This window comes from Holdemanella hominis (assembly GCF_014306155.1).
GTDB classification, from domain to species: Bacteria; Bacillota_I; Bacilli_A; order Erysipelotrichales; family Erysipelotrichaceae; genus Holdemanella; species Holdemanella hominis.
Genome location: NZ_JACRWH010000019.1, coordinates 1 through 18,289 on the forward strand (window position 1 = coordinate 1; position 18,289 = coordinate 18,289).

Sequence of the window (18,289 nt, forward strand, 5' to 3'; positions counted from 1 at the left end):
ATTGAAATCACAGGAAATACTTCATATAATTTTAATGAAGAAGACGTGCACAATTTATTCTACATATGTCGAAGCATTTATGATCAGTCTATTTATGAAGGAACGAGTAATCATTTTGGACTTGTGAAAAGCACTGTGTTAAAAGTCGTCAAGACATTGACGGATGTAGAATGGTTGGATTTAGAAGAATTAGAGGAAAAGGAGGAGATTGAAATGTGTGAAGCTGAAAAGAGATGGCTGGAAGTAAAGTCAAAGGAATGGGAAGCTGAAGGAATAAAAAAAGGAATCGAACAAGGCATTGAACAAGGAATTGAACGAGGAATTGAACAAGGCATAGAACAAGGCATTGAACAAGGCATTGAGAAAAAAGAACTTGAAATGTATCAAACAATGGTAGACAAAGGATTCAGTATTTCAAGTATCGCATCAATCTTCTCGGTAAGTGAAGAGTCGATTGAAAGGCTATTGATGAAAGCTTAAGTGTAGTCGAAACGTGTAAGGAACAATTAATATTGAACAAATCTTTGAGATTATTGAAATGGATTTTAATAGATGGATGTGGATTTCGCATCCATCTTCTTGATAAGTTGAAAAAAATATAGATATATGCAGGATTGATACCATTTAGATAATGATATTTAGTCTTGATGTAGACGTTGTTTTAAGAAGTGTGGAGAAGTAGACATTATATGAATAACTAACTATAATAGAACTAGAAGTGAGGTACATAAAATGTCAATTATTAAACTAACTCCTGCATTTAAAGACTACCTGTGGGGTGGTACTAAACTAAAAGAAAACTATGGTAAAAAAACAGATATGGATCCAGTTGCGGAGAGCTGGGAATTATCTGTGCATCCAGATGGTCCAAGTATTGTTGCGAGTGGTGAATATCAAGGCTTATCTTTTCCTAAATATTTAGAGAAAAAAGGGAAGGGTGTTTTAGGAACAAAGGGAAACACATTTGAGTTTTTTCCAATCTTAATTAAATTTATTGATGCTAAACAACCATTATCAATTCAGGTTCATCCTGATAATGAATATGCGCTTCGTGTTGAGCATGAATATGGAAAAACAGAAATGTGGTATATCTTAGATTGTGAACCAGATTCGTTTTTATATTTTGGTGTAAATAAAGAAATTACTAAAGAAGAATTTGAACGTCGAATTCATGATAATACTTTATTAGATGTGTTAAAAGCGGTTCCAGTACATAAGGGAGATGTTTTCTTTATAAAATCGGGTACAATTCATGCGATTGGTGCAGGAATTCAGATTTGTGAGATCCAACAAAACTCAAATACAACATATCGTGTTTATGATTTTGGTCGTGTTGGAAAAGATGGTAAACCTCGTGAATTACATATTCAAAAGGCGATTGATGTTTCAAATCTAAGTCCGATTGAATCTGATTTTAAACCATGTGGTCCTGAAGAAAAGAATGGTGATTGTGATACTGCTCGTTTGGCAACTTGCGAATACTTTACTACATATGAGTCTACATTGAATGGTACAACAACGCTTTATGTTGATGATGAAAGTTTTGGTTCTATCTTGTTGATTGAGGGTAATGCGACAATTGAAAATGATGGTACAACTTTAGAAGTAAATAAAGGAGATTCTGTATTTATTGATGCGAATAGTGGTGATGTAAAAATCACAGGGAACTGCCAATGGATATATAGCAGGGTTTAATCCCCTGCCTATTTTTTAGTTATGAAAGAATTTCAAAAAGATTTAATAGACTGGTATATTAAAAATCATCGTCCTTTAGAATTTCGTTTAAAGAAAGAGCCTTATGAAATATGGATCAGTGAAATCATGGCCCAACAAACTCGTATTGAGGCTATGCTTCCATATTTTAAAAGGTGGATGCAGTTGTTACCGAATATTGAGAGTGTCGCAAAGTGTGATGATGAGAAGCTAAATAAGTTATGGCAAGGATTAGGTTATTATTCGCGGTGTAAAAATATAAAGAAATGTGCCATAGAATGTGTTGAAAAACACAATGGAAAATTACCTTGCACAAAAGAAGAATTATTAAAATTACCTGGAATTGGCCCATACACGGCAGGTGCCATAGCTTCCATTGCGTATGGACAAAGAGTAAGTGCAGTCGATGGGAATGTGATTCGTGTATTTTCTAGGTTGTATGATATTTATGAGGATGTTACCAAGACAAGTGTGAAGAAACAGATTGAAATGTTAGTAGATGAAAGTCTTCCTTCAAAAGAAGAGATTTCTTACTATAATCAAGCGTTGATGGAACTGGGAGCACTTATTTGTATTCCCAAAAGTCCAAGGTGTGATATTTGTCCAATCAAAAAATATTGCGAAGCTTCAGATCCTGCTTCTTTGCCTTATAAGCCAAAGAAAAGTGCACGTAAAATCGAGTATAAACATGTGTATGTTTGGATACATCAAAATAAGGTTCATGTTGTAAAAAGAGCGGATACCGGTTTGTTGGCAGGACTTTATGGCTTTGATGAAACGAAACCAGAACATATTATAGAAAGTATTGAATTAAAACCTTATATACATATTTTTTCACATGTGGAGTGGCATATGGATGCGACGTTGTGTATAGTAGATAGGGAAGATTCAAATTATAAAACAATTGAAGAAATAGAAGAGTATATCGCATTACCAAGTGCATTTATGCCGTTTATGAAACAAGTAGAGGAGTATTTATGGAAAAAGTAGAAATTGAAAGTTTTACTTTAGATCATACTAAAGTAAAAGCGCCTTATGTGCGTTTGATAAGTGAAGAAAAAGGACCTAACGGAGATATTGTATCAAATTTTGATGTTCGCTTATGTCAACCGAATCGACAAGAGATACCAACCGGAGTTATGCATACTTTAGAACATTTGTTCGCATTATATCTTCGCCCTAGAATTACTGGGTATTTAGATTGTTCACCATTTGGATGTCGTACAGGATTTCACCTTTTAGCATGGGGAAAACATTCAAGTAAAGATGTTGCGATTGCCGTAAAAGAAGCTTTAGAGCTAATCACAACTACAGAATGGGAAGATGTTCCGGGTACAGAAGAAAAAGAGTGTGGTAACTACAAAGATCATTCTTTATTTGGCGCTAAGGAATGGGCAAAAGAAATTTTAGAGAAGGGAATGAGTTGCGACCCGTTCGAAAGAAAAATTGTGTAAGAGAATGTGAAATTCTCTTTTTTTATTTGAGTTGCCCTATTTATCGTGTCGTTTCTATGTTAAAATATAGTATAGTCTTTAAAAGGAGAACTTATATTATGGCAGGAATTTTTGGAAAATTATTTTCAGAAGAACAACGTGAATTATCTGCATTAGAAAAGATTGCAGATCAAGTATTAAAATATGAACCAGAAATGCAGGCATTATCAGATGATGAGTTGCGTGCAAAAACGGATGAATATAGAAAAAGAATTGCGGATGGAGAAACGGTAGATGATCTTCTTCCTGAAGCGTTCGCAACAGCTAGAGAAGCTGCTTATCGTGTAATCAACGAAAAACCTTATAAAGTTCAGATTATGGGTTCGATTGCGATGCACAAAGGTGATATCTCAGAAATGAAGACTGGTGAAGGTAAAACTTTAACAGCTACAATGTGTGTATATTTGAATGCACTTGCAGGTCAAGGTGTTCATGTAATCACAGTCAATGAATATTTGGCTGGTCGTGATGCTGCCTGGATGGGTGAAATTTATCGTTTCTTAGGTTTAACTGTTGGTGTAAATACACGTGATTTAAAACCAAGAGAAAAACGTGATGCGTATGCATGTGATATTACATATACAACAAACTCAGAACTTGGATTTGATTACTTGCGTGACAACATGGTTACAGAAGTTGAAGACCGTGTAATGCGTGGACTTCACATGGCTGTAATCGATGAAGTTGACTCTGTATTAATTGATGAGAGTCGTACACCATTGATTATTTCAGGTGGTAAAAAACAAACCGCAAACTTATACATTCAGTCGGATCGTTTTGTGAAGACTTTAATAGCTCCAGAATATGAAACAGATAAGTTTACTCATGAAAAAACTTTGATTTCTGGAGATTATGATATAGATGAAAAGACACGTCAGATCATGTTGAGTGAAGATGGTGTTCATAAGGCGGAAAAATTCTTTAAGATCAAAAACCTTTACGATATTGAACACACTCAACTTGTTCACCACATTAACCAGGCTTTAAAGGCAAACTACATCATGATGCGTGAAGTTGAATATGTAGTTAGTGATGAAAAAGAAATTGTTATCGTTGATCAATTTACAGGTCGTATGATGCCAGGACGTGCATATTCAGATGGTTTACACCAAGCTATTGAAGCTAAAGAAGGGGTTCCAATCAAAGAAGAAACTTCGACTTTGGCGACAATCACATACCAGAACTTCTTCCGTCTATATGAAAAATTGGCTGGTATGACGGGTACCGCAAAAACTGAAGAAGAAGAATTCTTATCAACTTACAATATGAAAGTTGTTGTTATTCCTACAAACCGTCCAGTAGCTCGTAAGGATCTTCCTGATGAAATCTATGCACATAAAAAAGATAAATATGCTGCATTGGTACGTGAAGTAAAACGTTTGTATGAAACAGGACAACCAGTTCTAGTTGGTACGATTGCGGTAGAAACAAGTGAGGTTATTTCACAATTATTAAATAAGGAACATATTCCTCATGAAGTATTAAATGCGAAAAACCATGCTCGTGAAGCAGAAATCATTGCAAAGGCGGGTCGTCCAAAATCAGTTACAATTGCGACAAACATGGCTGGTCGTGGTACCGACATTAAATTAACAGAAGAATCACGTAAATTAGGTGGTTTAGCTGTATTGGGTAGTGAAAGACATGAATCTCGTCGTATTGATAACCAGTTGCGTGGACGTTCTGGTCGTCAAGGAGATCCTGGTTTCTCACGTTTCTATGTATCTTTAGAAGATTCATTGATGGTTCGTTTTGGTGGCGACAAGCTACAAAAGCTATTTGAAAAAATGGGTGATGAACAAATTGAATCAAAGGCAGTTACAAAATCAATCACAATGGCTCAAAAACGTGTTGAAGGATATAACTTCGATATGCGTAAACAATTGTTAGATTATGATGATGTATTACGTCGTCAACGTGAAATTATTTATGCACAGCGCAATCGTATTTTAGAAGTAGATGAAGTGCATGATATGGTTCGTGTTGTATTTGAAAAAACAATTGAACAAACTTTACAAGCTAATTTATCGGATCAAAAGAAACAAACAATCGATGTTGCAGGCGTTGTTAAATCCATTGAAATGATGGGTATGGCTGAAGATAAGGCGATTCGTGCAAATGAACTTGAAGGAAAGTCTTATGATGAAGTTAAAGAATATTGTGTAAATAAGATTTGGAATGAATATGAAGCTGAAATCAAAGATGTTAAGCGTCAATTCTTGCCTTTTGAAAAGACAGTTGTGTTACGTAATATTGACCGTAACTGGATCAACCATATTGATATGATGGATAAATTGCGTAGTGGTATCTATTTGCGTTCTTATGCACAAAATAACCCTCTACAACAATATGTACAAGAAGGATTCGATATGTTTGAAGAAATGAATCAAAGAATTGATCGTGAAATCACATTCTTTTTATTAAAGGTTCGTATTCGTAAGGAGCATGCAGCTTAATGGAACTATATGAATTGAAACAAGGAGTGAGTACTCACCTAGAGAAATTACATTCTTTAGGTGAGTCACTTTGACTTATCTAGTAAAAATAAACAAATTGAAGAATATGATAAACAAACTTTAGAACCAGATTTCTGGCAAGATCAAAAAAAAGCTCAACAAGTGATTCGTGCAAAAAACGCATTAAAAGATATTGTGGATTGTTATGAAGAATTAGATTTACAATTGACTTCACTAAATGATACGGCTGATGAATTAAAGTCTGAATTTGATGAAGAACTGATGATGATTGCCGAAGAAGAATATGCGGATATGGATAAGAAATTCGAGAATTTTGAAATCCAAGTCTTATTAAGTCATGAATATGATCAAAACAATGCCATTTTAGAAATTCACCCTGGAGCTGGTGGAACCGAGTCTTGTGACTGGGCAAGCATGTTGTATCGTATGTATACAAGATATGCAGAAAAACATGGCTTTAAAGTGAGTGTTCTAGATTATTTACCAGGGGATGAAGCTGGTATTAAAAGTGTAACTTTCCTTGTCGAAGGAGATAAGGCTTATGGCTATCTGAAATCCGAAAAGGGAGTACATCGTTTAGTTCGTATTTCGCCATTTGATTCAGGTGCTAGAAGACACACTTCTTTTGCGAGTTTAGATGTTATGCCTCAATTTAATGATGAAATTGAAATTGACATCAAACCAGAAGATTTGATTGTAGAAACAAAACGTGCTTCAGGTGCTGGAGGACAGCATATCAATAAAACGGATAGCGCGGTTCGTATGGTGCATAAGCCAACGGGTATTGTGGCTACATGTCAAAATGGACGTAGTCAGCATGAAAATAGAGAAGAATGTTTGCGTGTCTTAAAGTCTCGTTTATATCAATTAGAAATTGAAGAACAAGAAAAGAAGATTGCTCAAATTAAAGGTGTGCAGTCAGCCAATGAATGGGGAAGCCAGATTCGAAGCTATGTCATGCATCCATATAGCTTAGTTAAAGATGTTCGTACAGGTTATGAAACAAGCCAAGTTCAATCTGTATTAGATGGAGATCTTGATGAATTCATCTTTGCGTATTTAAAATCACAAATTCAATAAAATCCAATCGAAAGGTTGGATTTTTCTATATTCGCTCATAAAAGTGTAAAATACTCTTATCAAGAGGTTAAGAATATGAATGTATATTATCATTTACCGGGCTTATTTGAATTCTATGAATTTTATAAAAAGTTTTTGCCCCTATTTAAAAATAAATCAGAATATTTCTATGACTGGTGTAAGATTGGCTCTATTTATGGCTCACCATCTGATTGTATATGGTCTGGTGGACGCATCAGTTATGCAGATTGTGATCCAAAAAAAGTATTTGCTTTGATGAAAGAATACAATATATCTTCACGTCTTACATTTAGTAATTCTTTGATTGAAGAAAAACATTTATCCGATATAAAATGCAATGAATTATGTCGATTGTTGAATTTAGATTTAAACAATGGGATTATTATTCATTCAGATTTATTGATGAAATATTTGAAATCAAAATATCCAAATCTATATTTTGTATCTTCAACCACAAAAGTATTAACGGATTTTAATGATTTTGAAAAGGAAGTAGAAAATTCAGACTTTACGTATGTAGTCCCTGATTTTCGATTGAATAAACAATTAGAAAAGTTGAATTCACTATCTGAAGTATATAAACCAAAGGTAGAATTTTTATGTAACGAATGTTGCTGGTATGGATGTAAAGATCGTAAGGAATGTTATAAATCGGTTTCTAGACAAAATCTAGGTATTGATTGTATGGATCATGTATGTAAGGCCCCTTTTTCAAAGGAAGGGTATCGTTTTTCTAGAGTGATGGAAAATCCTGCATTTATTAGTTTAGAGGATATTTTAAATATCTATGTTCCTATGGGCTATTCAAATTTTAAAATCGAAGGAAGAGATTTAGGAAGTGCCCTATTATTAGAATTTATTCTTTACTATATGGTAAAACCACAATACCAAATTCATGTTCGTGAAGCAATGTATTTAGATGCAATGTTAGACTTATTTTAGGAGAAAATGATGATTGAAAAAAGACACACAGTACGGAAATATTTAGATAAACCATTAGATGTTGATTTAATAAGTTTATTAAATGCACGTATTGAACAAAACAATGAATTGTATGATTTGACATTGAAACTCGTGATGAACAACTCCGATGGTATTTCTAGTTTGGCTAGACTCATGTCGAATAATACGGTACAAAACTATATCATTCTTGCAGGTAAAGAATGTTCAAGTTTGGATGAGAAGATAGGCTATTGTGGCGCTGACTTAATTTTGTATGCCCAAAGCCTTGGGCTAAATACATGGTGGTGTGGAGGTATGTTTAATGGCAAGAATGCTCTTAAACATTTATATGATAAAGATGTTAGAGTCAATGGTGTCATTGCGATTGGATATGGAAAAACACAGGGTGTACCGCACAAATCAAAGACAGCTGATCAAATTAGCCATTACCAAGGAGTAGTTCCAGATTGGTTTAACGCGGGTATCAAAGCTTTATTATTGGCACCAAGTGCTTTAAATAGACAGCCGTATATAGTAAATGGTGTGGGAAATAAAGTGAGTTTTAAAGTGAAAAATGGACCTCTATCACAAATCGATTTAGGCATAGGAAAATATTTCTTTGAGCTTGGTGCAGGTAAATCAAATTTTGAATGGAGTTAATATGATACATATTGAGGATGAAATCTTTTTAAAGAAGAAATTTGATTTTGATAAGCTAAAAAGTTTTGACTTTTCAATAGTGGATAATAAATATATCTATACAGAAGACTTTATGGATTCAAATTTTAAAGCTATAATTGAAATATCGGATGTTTTAAAAGGTAAAGTCATTGATAATTTCAGTGATGAAGAATATATGCCGCTACGCATCGAATCCTATGATGGAGAGTGTATCTGTAAAGTTCGTGAAGCATACAAATCCATATTAAAAAGAATTGCGGATATATGTTGTACAGACGTATTCTTTGCGGATGATCAAGCGAATCGCATTACGAATCGGATTTTTCAAACTTATGGAGTAAAACCAGATTTTCCATGGAAGGATGACAATGGTGTTTTTCGTCATTTAGACAATAATAAGTGGTTTTCCCTTATTATGTATGTGAAGTGGAACGCTCTTTTAAAAGATGGAAGTACCCGTATGGTAAACATTATGAATCTAAAAAGCGAAGAACACTATGATATTGATGGAATTTATCCGGCTTATCACATGAATCACAAGAGTTGGATATCTTTGGCTTTAGATGATACATTATCTGATTCATTAATTATGGAATTGGTTTCAAAAAGTTACAATTTAACAAGAAAGAAAAGGCGCAAATAATGCGTCTTTCATACTTTTTAGCCAATTGGCTGATGATAAAACTTGCCATAAAAATGATTCGTCTTATATGAGTTAATGATGACATTTGGCGCTACATTTAATACACAATCAATCACATCAGCTTCTTCATAGCTCGAAATAACTGTTTTACAAATATAGAATTTCTTATTACTGTAAGCCCCATACGCATCAATAACACTCATACCATGTTTGAAGTTTTCTGTATAAGCCTTTGTGATAATGTCTGGATTTTCGGTTGTGATTTCAACAGTAATCTGGGCATATCTGTGATAGAAACGAGAAATAGTTTGGGTTGAAATAAATTGGAAGATAATTGAATATCCCGCATGTACCCATCCAAAGAAAAGACCGAAAATAATTAAAATAATCGTATTAAAAATAAAGACATAATCCCACAAGCTTTTATGAATCTTATTAGAAATGTACAGGGCTATAAAGTCTGTACCGCCAGTAGATCCATCTGCCTTTAAAGCGAGTGTAATACCAATTCCATATAAGAATCCACCAAATAATACGTTTAGGACTAGATCATCAAAGAAGGGAGTAAAAGAGAAAATATTTAAAAAGAATGATACAAGTCCAAACTGTAGGCAACTCAAGAATACAAATCGTTTTGAAACAGATTTATAACATATTAATGCTGCCGGAATATTTAACATAAGAATTCCTAATGAAATAGAAAAATGGATGTTAAATAAATTACAGATTTTATGAATTAATATCGCAACTCCGGTAAATCCACTAGACAATAAATTGCACGGATTCATAAAGACTTGAATTACATATACTTGAATAAAAGCACTTAATATGGTCATGATAACTGAAAGTATTAAGTGTAGATTTTTGTTTTTTGAAAAATGTCGAATTTCTTTTGTCATGCGAATCACCATGGATAATTATATTGGAAAAGATTTTTAATTCTTTGAAGCTTCCTTCCTTGTACTAGGAAATTTCCTAATATTAGGAAAAAACGCATGTTAATAAAGAGGGAAAATCATATAAAATATAAATATGGGGGTGTACTAAAAGTGAATAAAAGACAAGAGAAAATTGTTCTATTGTTGAATGATACAAAGGCGTGGATGACAGGAAAAGAAATCTCTAAGCTTATGCAGGTATCGGATCGAACAATTCGTAGTGATATCGATGCGATCAATCGCTATTATGAACAGCCAATTATTGAATCCAACTTACGAAGTGGATATCATATTCGAGATGAAATTAATGTTACATTGCCTACAGCACAAAAATTTATAATACCTCAAACACCTCAAGAAAGATGTGTGTATATTATACGTGTGTTATTGTTTGAGAAAAAAGAATTAAACTTGATGGATCTACAAGATCAAGTGTTTATTAGTGGTTATTCAATTGATAATGACATCAAAAGAATTAAGAAAATATTAGAGAATTATAACGATTTAAAATTGATTCGCTCTAAAAATCACATTCATTTAGAGGGTAGCGAAGATGAAATGCGCAAACTCTATAAAGATTTACTTACGGAAGAGACGCAAGGAAATTTCTTGAACCTAAATAAGCTTTCGAGTATGTTTAAAGGTTTTGATTTATTAAAAGTCAAAGATATCATGGAAAATATTTTAAAAGAATATAATTATCGTATTCGTGAAATGGCAATTCCTATGTTGATGATACATATTGGTGTGGCGATTGAAAGGATGTTGCACCACAATTACATCAAAACAAGTCGTGGAACAGATCTTGAAAACACAAAAGAATATCAGATTGCCAAAGAATTCTTTAATCGTGTATCTAAAATTGTGCGTATTGATATCAATGAAAACGAAGTTGAATTATTAGCCTTATTATTGATGGGCAAAAATTCAATGAACCTTCAAAATGATTTGGTTTCTGCTTATAGTAAACATGGCTACAATGTGAATGAATTGGTTTCGCAAATTATCGAATCTATTAAATCAGACTATGATATAGACTTTTCAAAAGATGTAGATTTACGTTCTGGTATCTCACTACATTTGCAAGGGTTGGTTGAAAGAAAGAATAAAAATATTCATATCGATAATATGTATCTTCAAGAATTGAAGAAAAAGTACCCATTAGTTTTTGAATTGTCTATTCGTGTTGGTGAGATTTTAAATGAAGAATTAGAAATCGATATTTCTGAAAATGAGCTAGGCTTTTTGGCTCTTCATTTAGGTGCTGCCTATGAAAGAACGCATAATCATCAACATTATAAAGCCATTATGATTTATCCTGTGGATCAGGCTTTTGGTGATATTTTACTTAAGAAAGTGGATTTCTTATTTAACGAACGCATGGATGTGATTCAAAGTGTGAGTTATTTTGAAGAAAAGACAATAAAAGAATTAGATCCAGATTTGATTCTAACAACGTCACCACTACAACATAATTTAGATATTCCAACGGTTCAAATTTCTGTGTTTATCACAACAGAAGATGAGAGTCGTATTTTCCAAACGTTAAATGCGTTGGATAAAAAGAGATTTCAAAATGAGTTTAAAGCTCAAATCATTGATTTGATTGAACCTGAAACTTTCCATTTGAATTTAAAAACAGAAACACCAGAAGAAACAATTGAATATATGTGTGACCACTTGAAAAAACTTGGTTACAGTGATGATGCGTTTAAAAAATCAGTTCTTCAAAGAGAAAAAATGGCATCCACAAGTTTTGTGTATTCATTTGCGGTACCACACTCATTGAATATGGCAAGTTTTCGATCTTCGATTTCTGTTGCGTTTTTAGAAAAACCAATCAAATGGGGAGAATTTGAAGTGAAGATGGTTATGTTGCTGGCAATTAATGAAGCATACAAAGATACTTTGGTTATGTTCTTTGATTGGTTAAGCAGTATGATCAATAACGCAAATCATTTTGTGGCTTTATTAGAAAGTCAAAGCTATGAAGAATTTATATCAAAAATAATCGAATAGAAAGGTTGTGCAAATATGGATAAAACACATCGTTATGGAGTAAAACTGAAGAAAAGTTCAGTAAATAGTTTTTATAGAGGCGTTGCCTATCTGATTGATTGGTATGCGGCAACAATGTTTGCTGGAATCCCTATTGTCTTAATTGGAAGCATTGTAAATCATACAACTTCCGTATCGCAAGACTTATCTAAAATTCCGGCCCCATACAATATTTTGGTAGCTTTGTTGGCGATTGTATTCTATTTAGGATATTTTGTGATTCTTGAATTGTATGTATATAAAGGACAAACCTTTGGTAAACGCATTATGAAATTAAAGGTTGTGAAAAACGATGAATCGGATGTAGATTTTAAAACAATTTTAATGCGCGAAGGACTAGGAATCATGATCGTTGAAGGCTATATTGCGAATAGTTCAAGTTATTTGCGTCAATTGATTCAAATCGTTACAGGCATTCCAATTATGGATATGGCGGTATATGTATTTGGAATTATTAGTGCTGTTTCTATTCTAATGGGTATGGCAAGTCCATCAAGAAAAATGCTTCATGACCGTATTGCGAATACACATATTATTAGTGTGGCAGATACGGAAAAGTAATTTCCTAGATGTAGGAAAACATTTAGTGAATTCATTATCAATAGCTGTGATAAAGTAAAGACAGCTAATAAAGGAGAGTGTTTATGGACAAGCTAGAAAAAATTTTAATGCCTATGGCAGATGTTCTAACTAAAAATCGAGTGTTAATCGCAATTCGTGATGGTTTCTTGATTTCTACACCATTATTAATTGTTGGTTCAGTCTTCTTGTTGATTGCAAACTTCCCAATTCCAGGATGGGATGCTGCAGTATCATCAGTACTTGGTGCAGGTTGGACAGACTGGTTCAAGGCGGTATCTCGTGCATCATTTAACTGTACAGGTTTATTAACTGCATTAGGTACAGGATATGCGATGGCAAGAGAATTTAAAGCAGACAAGATTCAAGGTGCTGCCGTTGCATTGGTTTCTTATTTTATTTTAATGCCAACAATTCACACAGCTGTTAGAGATTCAGGTGAAGTTGTTGAAGATGCTATTTTCGCAGGTTTAGATTTTGATTATATCGGACCAAACGGAATTTTCATGGCCTTGATTTGTGCGACTCTTGGAGTATGGTTATTTGCCTTCGCTTATAAAAAGGGATGGACAATTAAGATGCCTAAAGGTGTACCTCCTGCAGTTGCAGATTCATTCGCTGCATTAGTGCCAAGTGCTCTAGTTATGGGAGTTGCATTCTTAGTACGTATTGTTTTCTCATTCACAGAATTTGGATACTTCCAAGACTTCGTAGTAGCCATTCTACAAACACCATTGGAAGGTTTAGGAGATACATTAGGAGCTAACGCATTATATTCATTCATGTGTACTTTCTTCTGGTTCTTTGGTATCAACGGACCAGCTGTATGTAACTCAGTATTCTTCATTGGTAACGTATTAACTGCAAAACAATTAATCGCATTCGAAGCTGGTGAAGCATTACCATATATCTTCACAAACCCATTCAGTAACTTCTTCTGTAACTTCGGTGGTGGAGGATCTACTCTATCATTAGTAATCTTGATGGTTACAGTATGTAAATCTGAACGTATTAAACAATTAGGAAAATTATCTATTGTCCCAGGATTCTTTGGAATCAACGAACCAATTATCTTCGGTTTACCAGTTGTATTAAACCCAGTTATTGCGATTCCATTTATTTTAGTTCCAATGATGAACTTGATCCTATCATATTTCGCAACTTTATGGGGTATTATTCCACGAACAACAGGTGTAAACTTACCTTGGACAACTCCAATTGGATTCTCAGGATGGTTGGCTACAGGATCTTGGAGAGCAAGTGTATGGCAAATCTTCTTGTTGGTATTAGGATTGATGATTTATTATCCATTCATTAGAACATTAGATAAAAAATATTTAGCAGAAGAAGCTGCTGCTGCAAATGAGTCAAGCGAAGAAGACGATATCTCATTTGACGATTTAGATTTAGATAATCTATAAGATTAGGAGGATAACACAATGAAAGTTATGATGATTTTTGACCAGACACAAGCTGGTTTAGGAGGAAAAGAAAGTCCTGATTTACCTATGGGCGGAAAAGCAATGGGAATTGGTTCTTGTGAAATGTTTACTCGATTCTTGGATCAACAAGGAGGGAAAGTCATCGCTACTTTATATTGTGGAGACGGTACTTTTTTAGCCGAGCCAGAACTTAACGCAAAGAAGTTTGCGGCTATGGCAAAAAAATTTAATCCAGATGTAGTTATCTGTGGACCATGTTTCAACTATGCAAATTATGGTATCATGGCTGCTAAATCAGCTGAAGCAATTTCAGAACTAACAAATATTCCTGCTTTTGCGATCATGTCACAAGAGTGTGAAAAGGCTATTGAAACATACAAAGATAAAGTTACAATTTTAAAAATGCCTAAAAAAGGTGGAATCGGATTGAATGAATCATTAAGCGCTATGTGTGAATACGCTAAAATGTTAGTCGACAAAAAAGATACTGCTGAATTCTTAGAAAAACATGCTTATTAATAATGACCAGCTCGATTGAGCTGGTTTTCTTTATGTTCCTAACAATAGGAAACACATTTGGAATCTAGTGAAACAAAATAGGTCTATACTGCTTTATATAAGGAGGACATAATCATGTCAGAAACATTAAAAATACTTAATACTTTAACACAAACAATTTCAATTTCAGGAGATGAAAAAAATGTTGGCAAATGTATGGCACAATACTTAGAGCCATATTGTGATGAAATTGTATATGATAATTTAGGCTCTGTATTTGGCGTAAAGAAAAGTAAAAAGGAAAACGCAAAGCGCGTATTAGTAATTACACACATGGATGAATCAGGATTAATGATCACAAAAATTAATGATAATGGAAGTGCTGAATTTATTGAAATAGGTAAAATCAATAAACAATACTTACCAGGAAGTCGTTTGCGTGTAAAAACAAAAACAGGTGAAGTCAATGCCTTTGTGGTAGGTACAGAAAAAATGGTTATCGATTTTGGAACGTATTCAAAAGAAGAAACATTAGCACTTGGTGTATTTGTAGGAGATAGTGTCGTTGTAGACGGTCCATTTGTCAAAGTACAAAAACAATGTATTTCAAAAGCATTAGAATCAAGAGTTGGATGTTTAATGGCTGTTGAATTATTAAAAGCTGTTAGAGATAAAGAATTTGATTTTGATTTATATGTTGGAGCTTGCGTTATGGAAGAAGTAGGACAGCGAGGCGCTACAACAGCTACAGGACTAGTAAAACCTGATCTAGGTGTTGTACTTGGTTGTAAGATAGCTAAAACATTAGATGAAAAAGACCAAAGCGTAGGAGAGCTAGGAAAAGGCTTATTAGTATCTTTCTACGATAAAGGAATGATGCCAAACCGCGGTTTATTAGATGCATTAGTACAAATCTGTAAAGAGGAAGATATCGCATATCAGCACTACTATAGTATGGATCTAAATGAAGGGGCATGGGTACACAAATTGTTTGCTGGATGTCCAACACTCAATGTATCGATTGCGATTCAAAATGCATATAGCGCAATTGAAAGTATGGATCTAAATGATTATGACTGCGCAAAAAAAGCTTTAACTGTATTTGTTGAACATTTAAATGAAGAAAAGATTCAAGAATTTAAGGAATCAAATCGATAGGTGATACTATGGAACAAGCAATTGGTGATATTAATTTAGAAATGCTGAAAGAATTAAGTGAGGCTCATGGTATTAGTGGAAACGAAAAAGAAGTGAGTCGCATGATGAAAAAGTGGATGAATCCCTATGCGGATGAAATCACATATGATAATTTAGGATCCATCATTGGACTTCAAAAAGGAGAAGAAGACCAGCCTACTTTTATGATTTGTGGACACATGGATGAAGTTGGTTTTCTAGTGCGCGAAATTGATGAACAAGGCTACATTCGTATGCTCCCAGTTGGAGGATGGTGGGGACATGTACTACCTAGTCAGACGCTTGTAGTGACAACACATGAAGGGAAAAGATATCAAGGTGTTGTAGGATCGAGTGCGCCTCATGGATTGAGTAAGGAAGTCAAAGAAAAAGTTATTCATCCCTTAGATTTATTTTTAGATTTGGGTGTCGCAAACCGTGCTGAAGTTGAAGAATTAGGAATTCAAATTGGCGATATGATTACGCCAGATACAGAATTTACAGTTATGAACAACCCAAACTATTTAATGGGAAAAGCCTGGGATGATCGTTTATGTGCAGCTATGGTTGTAGATGTAATGCGTCTTTTAAGTCAAGATAAGCATAAATGTAATTTATATGGTGTTGGTACGGTACAAGAAGAAGTTGGTTTAAGAGGAGCAAGAACAGCCGCAAATATGTTACATCCAGATGTTGCGATTGCCTTAGACGTAACAACAAGTATGGATACACCAATGGATAAAGGAATCAATGGCTTAGGAAAAGGTGTTGTATTAAGTTTAATGGATGCGGGAATTATTGCAAATAAAAATTTTATCGCAAAGATGGAAGAAATCTGTAAAGATTTAGATTTAGACATCAATTATGACATGATGACATGTGGTGGAACAGATGCCGATAATATTCATAAAGCACATGATGGTGTTGTCACAATGACATTATCTATTCCTACACGTTATATGCATTCTCATCGATTGATCATTCATCGTAAGGATTATTGGCAAACTGTATTATTAATGGCTGAATTTGCTCGTAGATTAGATAATGAATTGTTGCAGATTTTGAAAGGATAAAACAATGAAAGTATTAGTTGGAAGATTTAGTTCAGAATCCAATGAACACTCTAGATCTTTAATGAGTCTAGATAAATTTATTTTGAAATATGGAGAAGACTGTATCGACTCTATGTATTGTCGAGATATTTTTGAAAAAAATGGCATTGAATTGATTCCAAGTATTGGTGCGATTGGACATCCCCATGGACCTGTAACTTTACAGGCTTATGAATTTATTGTGGATAAGTTCAAACAAAGTGTGAAAGAACATCTACACGAAATTGATGGAATCTTCTTGTTTCTTCATGGTGCTAGTAAGGTGATTGGTTTACAAGGAGGTTCAGCAGAACATGCGATTCTACGCGAAATTCGTGCTATTGTTGGACCATATATGCCTATTGCCCTAGTTATGGATCCACACGGAAATTTATCGGAAGAATTAGTTTCAAATGTAAATCTATTAAGATGTTATAGACACTCACCACACATTGATACAAAGGAAACGTATCAATTTATGGCTAAAGATTTTATTGATCTATTAAATCATAGAGAAGATATTCATCCAATTTATTATCGTGTTCCCATTATTATTGGTGGAGAAAAAAGTGTATCTTTTGATGAACCCATGGTGTCTATCAACAATATGTTAGAAGAAGCTGAAAAGACAGGTCGCATTCGTTCAGCCTCTTTCCACATTGGTTATTTAAGACATGATGGACCAAACTTAGGATGTTCTGTTGTCGTATGTCCAAAGACAAAAAAAGACACAGAATTTGCGGATATGTGGGCAAGAAAAATTCGCGAATTTGCCTATTCAAAACGTCATGAATTCCACTATCATGGAAATGTAGCTTCTTTAGAAGATGCGATTAAACAAGTTGTTTATCGTGATCAAGGAACATGCTTTATTACCGATTCTGGAGATAATGTAGGATCTGGTGCGGATGGCTTTAATAATTATGTTTTAAGACAAATTATGAATTTAGATGATTTTAATCATAAGAAATACTTAGTTTCGGGAATCGTTGATTTTAATGCACATGCTTTCTTAATGAAAAAAAAGGTTGGCGACAATGTCGAATTTGATTTGGGTATGGACTATGATGAACTATGTCAGAAAATCCATATTAAAGGTAGTGTTGTAGCCAAAGGCTTAGCTGAAGAAATGTATGTTGGTAAAGAAGATATTGGTACAGTAATTACTGTAAAGGTAGAAAACATGCCTGTGTATGTTGTGGTTGAAAATGATGCCATTCAATATTATGAGCCAGCCCAATATGTAACAAGCGGCCTAAATCTAGATGATTATGATGTCGTTGTTGTTAAACAAGGTTATATCTCAGCTGAATTTGATGCATATGCATCGTATTGTGTTATGGCACTAACGGATGGGCCTACAAATCAAGCGAGTGAAAAGCTTGTATTTAGACAAATTCATAGACCAATGTATCCATATGATGATCGTGAATTAGACGAAATTTAATGAAAAAAAT

At 34.0% G+C, this 18,289-nt stretch carries 16 protein-coding genes and 1 pseudogene; 16 read left to right on the top strand and 1 reads right to left on the bottom strand.

Annotated features, from left to right (window positions below):
* The 9 genes and pseudogenes from H8911_RS12450 to H8911_RS06040 form a co-directional block, all read left to right on the top strand.
* Positions 1–480 (top strand): annotated as a pseudogene (locus H8911_RS12450) (hypothetical protein); the annotation flags it as partial.
* A 252-nt stretch (positions 481–732) separates the two neighbouring features.
* The gene (locus tag H8911_RS06005) at positions 733–1,695 is read left to right on the top strand and encodes a type I phosphomannose isomerase catalytic subunit (protein WP_186999015.1); all 963 of its coding nucleotides are present in this window, start codon (positions 733–735) and stop codon (positions 1,693–1,695) included.
* 21 nt (positions 1,696–1,716) lie between these two features.
* A complete protein-coding gene (locus tag H8911_RS06010) occupies positions 1,717–2,703 on the top strand; it encodes an A/G-specific adenine glycosylase (protein ID WP_186999016.1) in 987 nt (328 codons plus the stop codon).
* Positions 2,691–3,167, top strand: a complete 477-nt coding sequence (locus tag H8911_RS06015; RefSeq protein ID WP_117926241.1) for an S-ribosylhomocysteine lyase — start codon at positions 2,691–2,693, stop codon at positions 3,165–3,167. Before H8911_RS06010 ends, H8911_RS06015 begins: the two co-directional genes overlap by 13 nt.
* Before the next feature lie 98 nt (positions 3,168–3,265).
* Complete coding sequence (gene secA, locus H8911_RS06020) at positions 3,266–5,662, top strand: preprotein translocase subunit SecA (RefSeq protein WP_186999017.1); 2,397 nt, start codon at positions 3,266–3,268, stop codon at positions 5,660–5,662.
* Positions 5,662–6,763, top strand: a protein-coding gene (prfB, locus tag H8911_RS06025; protein WP_186999018.1) for a peptide chain release factor 2 whose coding sequence is annotated in 2 segments (ribosomal slippage) — positions 5,662–5,733 and positions 5,735–6,763 — 1,101 coding nt in all. Because the reading frame shifts where the segments join, the coding sequence is not laid out codon by codon here. Before secA ends, prfB begins: the two co-directional genes overlap by 1 nt.
* Positions 6,764–6,838: 75 nt before the next feature.
* Positions 6,839–7,726: a hypothetical protein gene (locus H8911_RS06030; protein WP_186999019.1), complete on the top strand. Its 888-nt coding sequence runs from the start codon at positions 6,839–6,841 to the stop codon at positions 7,724–7,726.
* A gap of 6 nt (positions 7,727–7,732) precedes the next feature.
* Positions 7,733–8,386, top strand: a complete 654-nt coding sequence (locus tag H8911_RS06035) for a nitroreductase family protein (RefSeq protein ID WP_227402680.1) — start codon at positions 7,733–7,735, stop codon at positions 8,384–8,386.
* Between the two features lies 1 nt (position 8,387).
* Positions 8,388–9,050: an MmcQ/YjbR family DNA-binding protein gene (locus H8911_RS06040; protein WP_186999020.1), complete on the top strand. Its 663-nt coding sequence runs from the start codon at positions 8,388–8,390 to the stop codon at positions 9,048–9,050.
* A 17-nt stretch (positions 9,051–9,067) separates the two neighbouring features.
* Here H8911_RS06040 and H8911_RS06045 read toward each other — a convergent pair whose 3' ends face one another.
* Positions 9,068–9,949, bottom strand: coding sequence for a YitT family protein (locus H8911_RS06045; protein ID WP_186999021.1), 882 nt, complete (start codon positions 9,947–9,949; stop codon positions 9,068–9,070).
* A 150-nt stretch (positions 9,950–10,099) separates the two neighbouring features.
* On the opposite strand from H8911_RS06045, the gene H8911_RS06050 reads away from it, so the two are divergent.
* The 7 genes from H8911_RS06050 (at position 10,100) to H8911_RS06080 (ending at position 18,279) form a co-directional block, all read left to right on the top strand.
* The gene (locus H8911_RS06050; protein ID WP_369410294.1) at positions 10,100–12,007 is read left to right on the top strand and encodes a BglG family transcription antiterminator; all 1,908 of its coding nucleotides are present in this window, start codon (positions 10,100–10,102) and stop codon (positions 12,005–12,007) included.
* A gap of 15 nt (positions 12,008–12,022) precedes the next feature.
* The gene (locus tag H8911_RS06055; RefSeq protein ID WP_186999023.1) at positions 12,023–12,607 is read left to right on the top strand and encodes an RDD family protein; all 585 of its coding nucleotides are present in this window, start codon (positions 12,023–12,025) and stop codon (positions 12,605–12,607) included.
* Positions 12,608–12,690: 83 nt separating this feature from the next.
* Entirely contained in the window at positions 12,691–14,046 is a 1,356-nt protein-coding gene (locus H8911_RS06060) for a PTS sugar transporter subunit IIC (protein WP_186999024.1), read from the top strand.
* 18 nt (positions 14,047–14,064) lie between these two features.
* Entirely contained in the window at positions 14,065–14,586 is a 522-nt protein-coding gene (locus tag H8911_RS06065) for a GrdB-related putative oxidoreductase (protein ID WP_186999025.1), read from the top strand.
* A 114-nt stretch (positions 14,587–14,700) separates the two neighbouring features.
* Positions 14,701–15,723, top strand: a complete 1,023-nt coding sequence (locus H8911_RS06070) for a M42 family metallopeptidase (RefSeq protein ID WP_222620971.1) — start codon at positions 14,701–14,703, stop codon at positions 15,721–15,723.
* Between the two features lie 8 nt (positions 15,724–15,731).
* Complete coding sequence (locus H8911_RS06075; protein ID WP_186999026.1) at positions 15,732–16,814, top strand: M42 family metallopeptidase; 1,083 nt, start codon at positions 15,732–15,734, stop codon at positions 16,812–16,814.
* 4 nt (positions 16,815–16,818) lie between these two features.
* Positions 16,819–18,279, top strand: coding sequence for a M81 family metallopeptidase (locus tag H8911_RS06080; RefSeq protein ID WP_186999027.1), 1,461 nt, complete (start codon positions 16,819–16,821; stop codon positions 18,277–18,279).
* Positions 18,280–18,289: the final 10 nt, after the last annotated feature.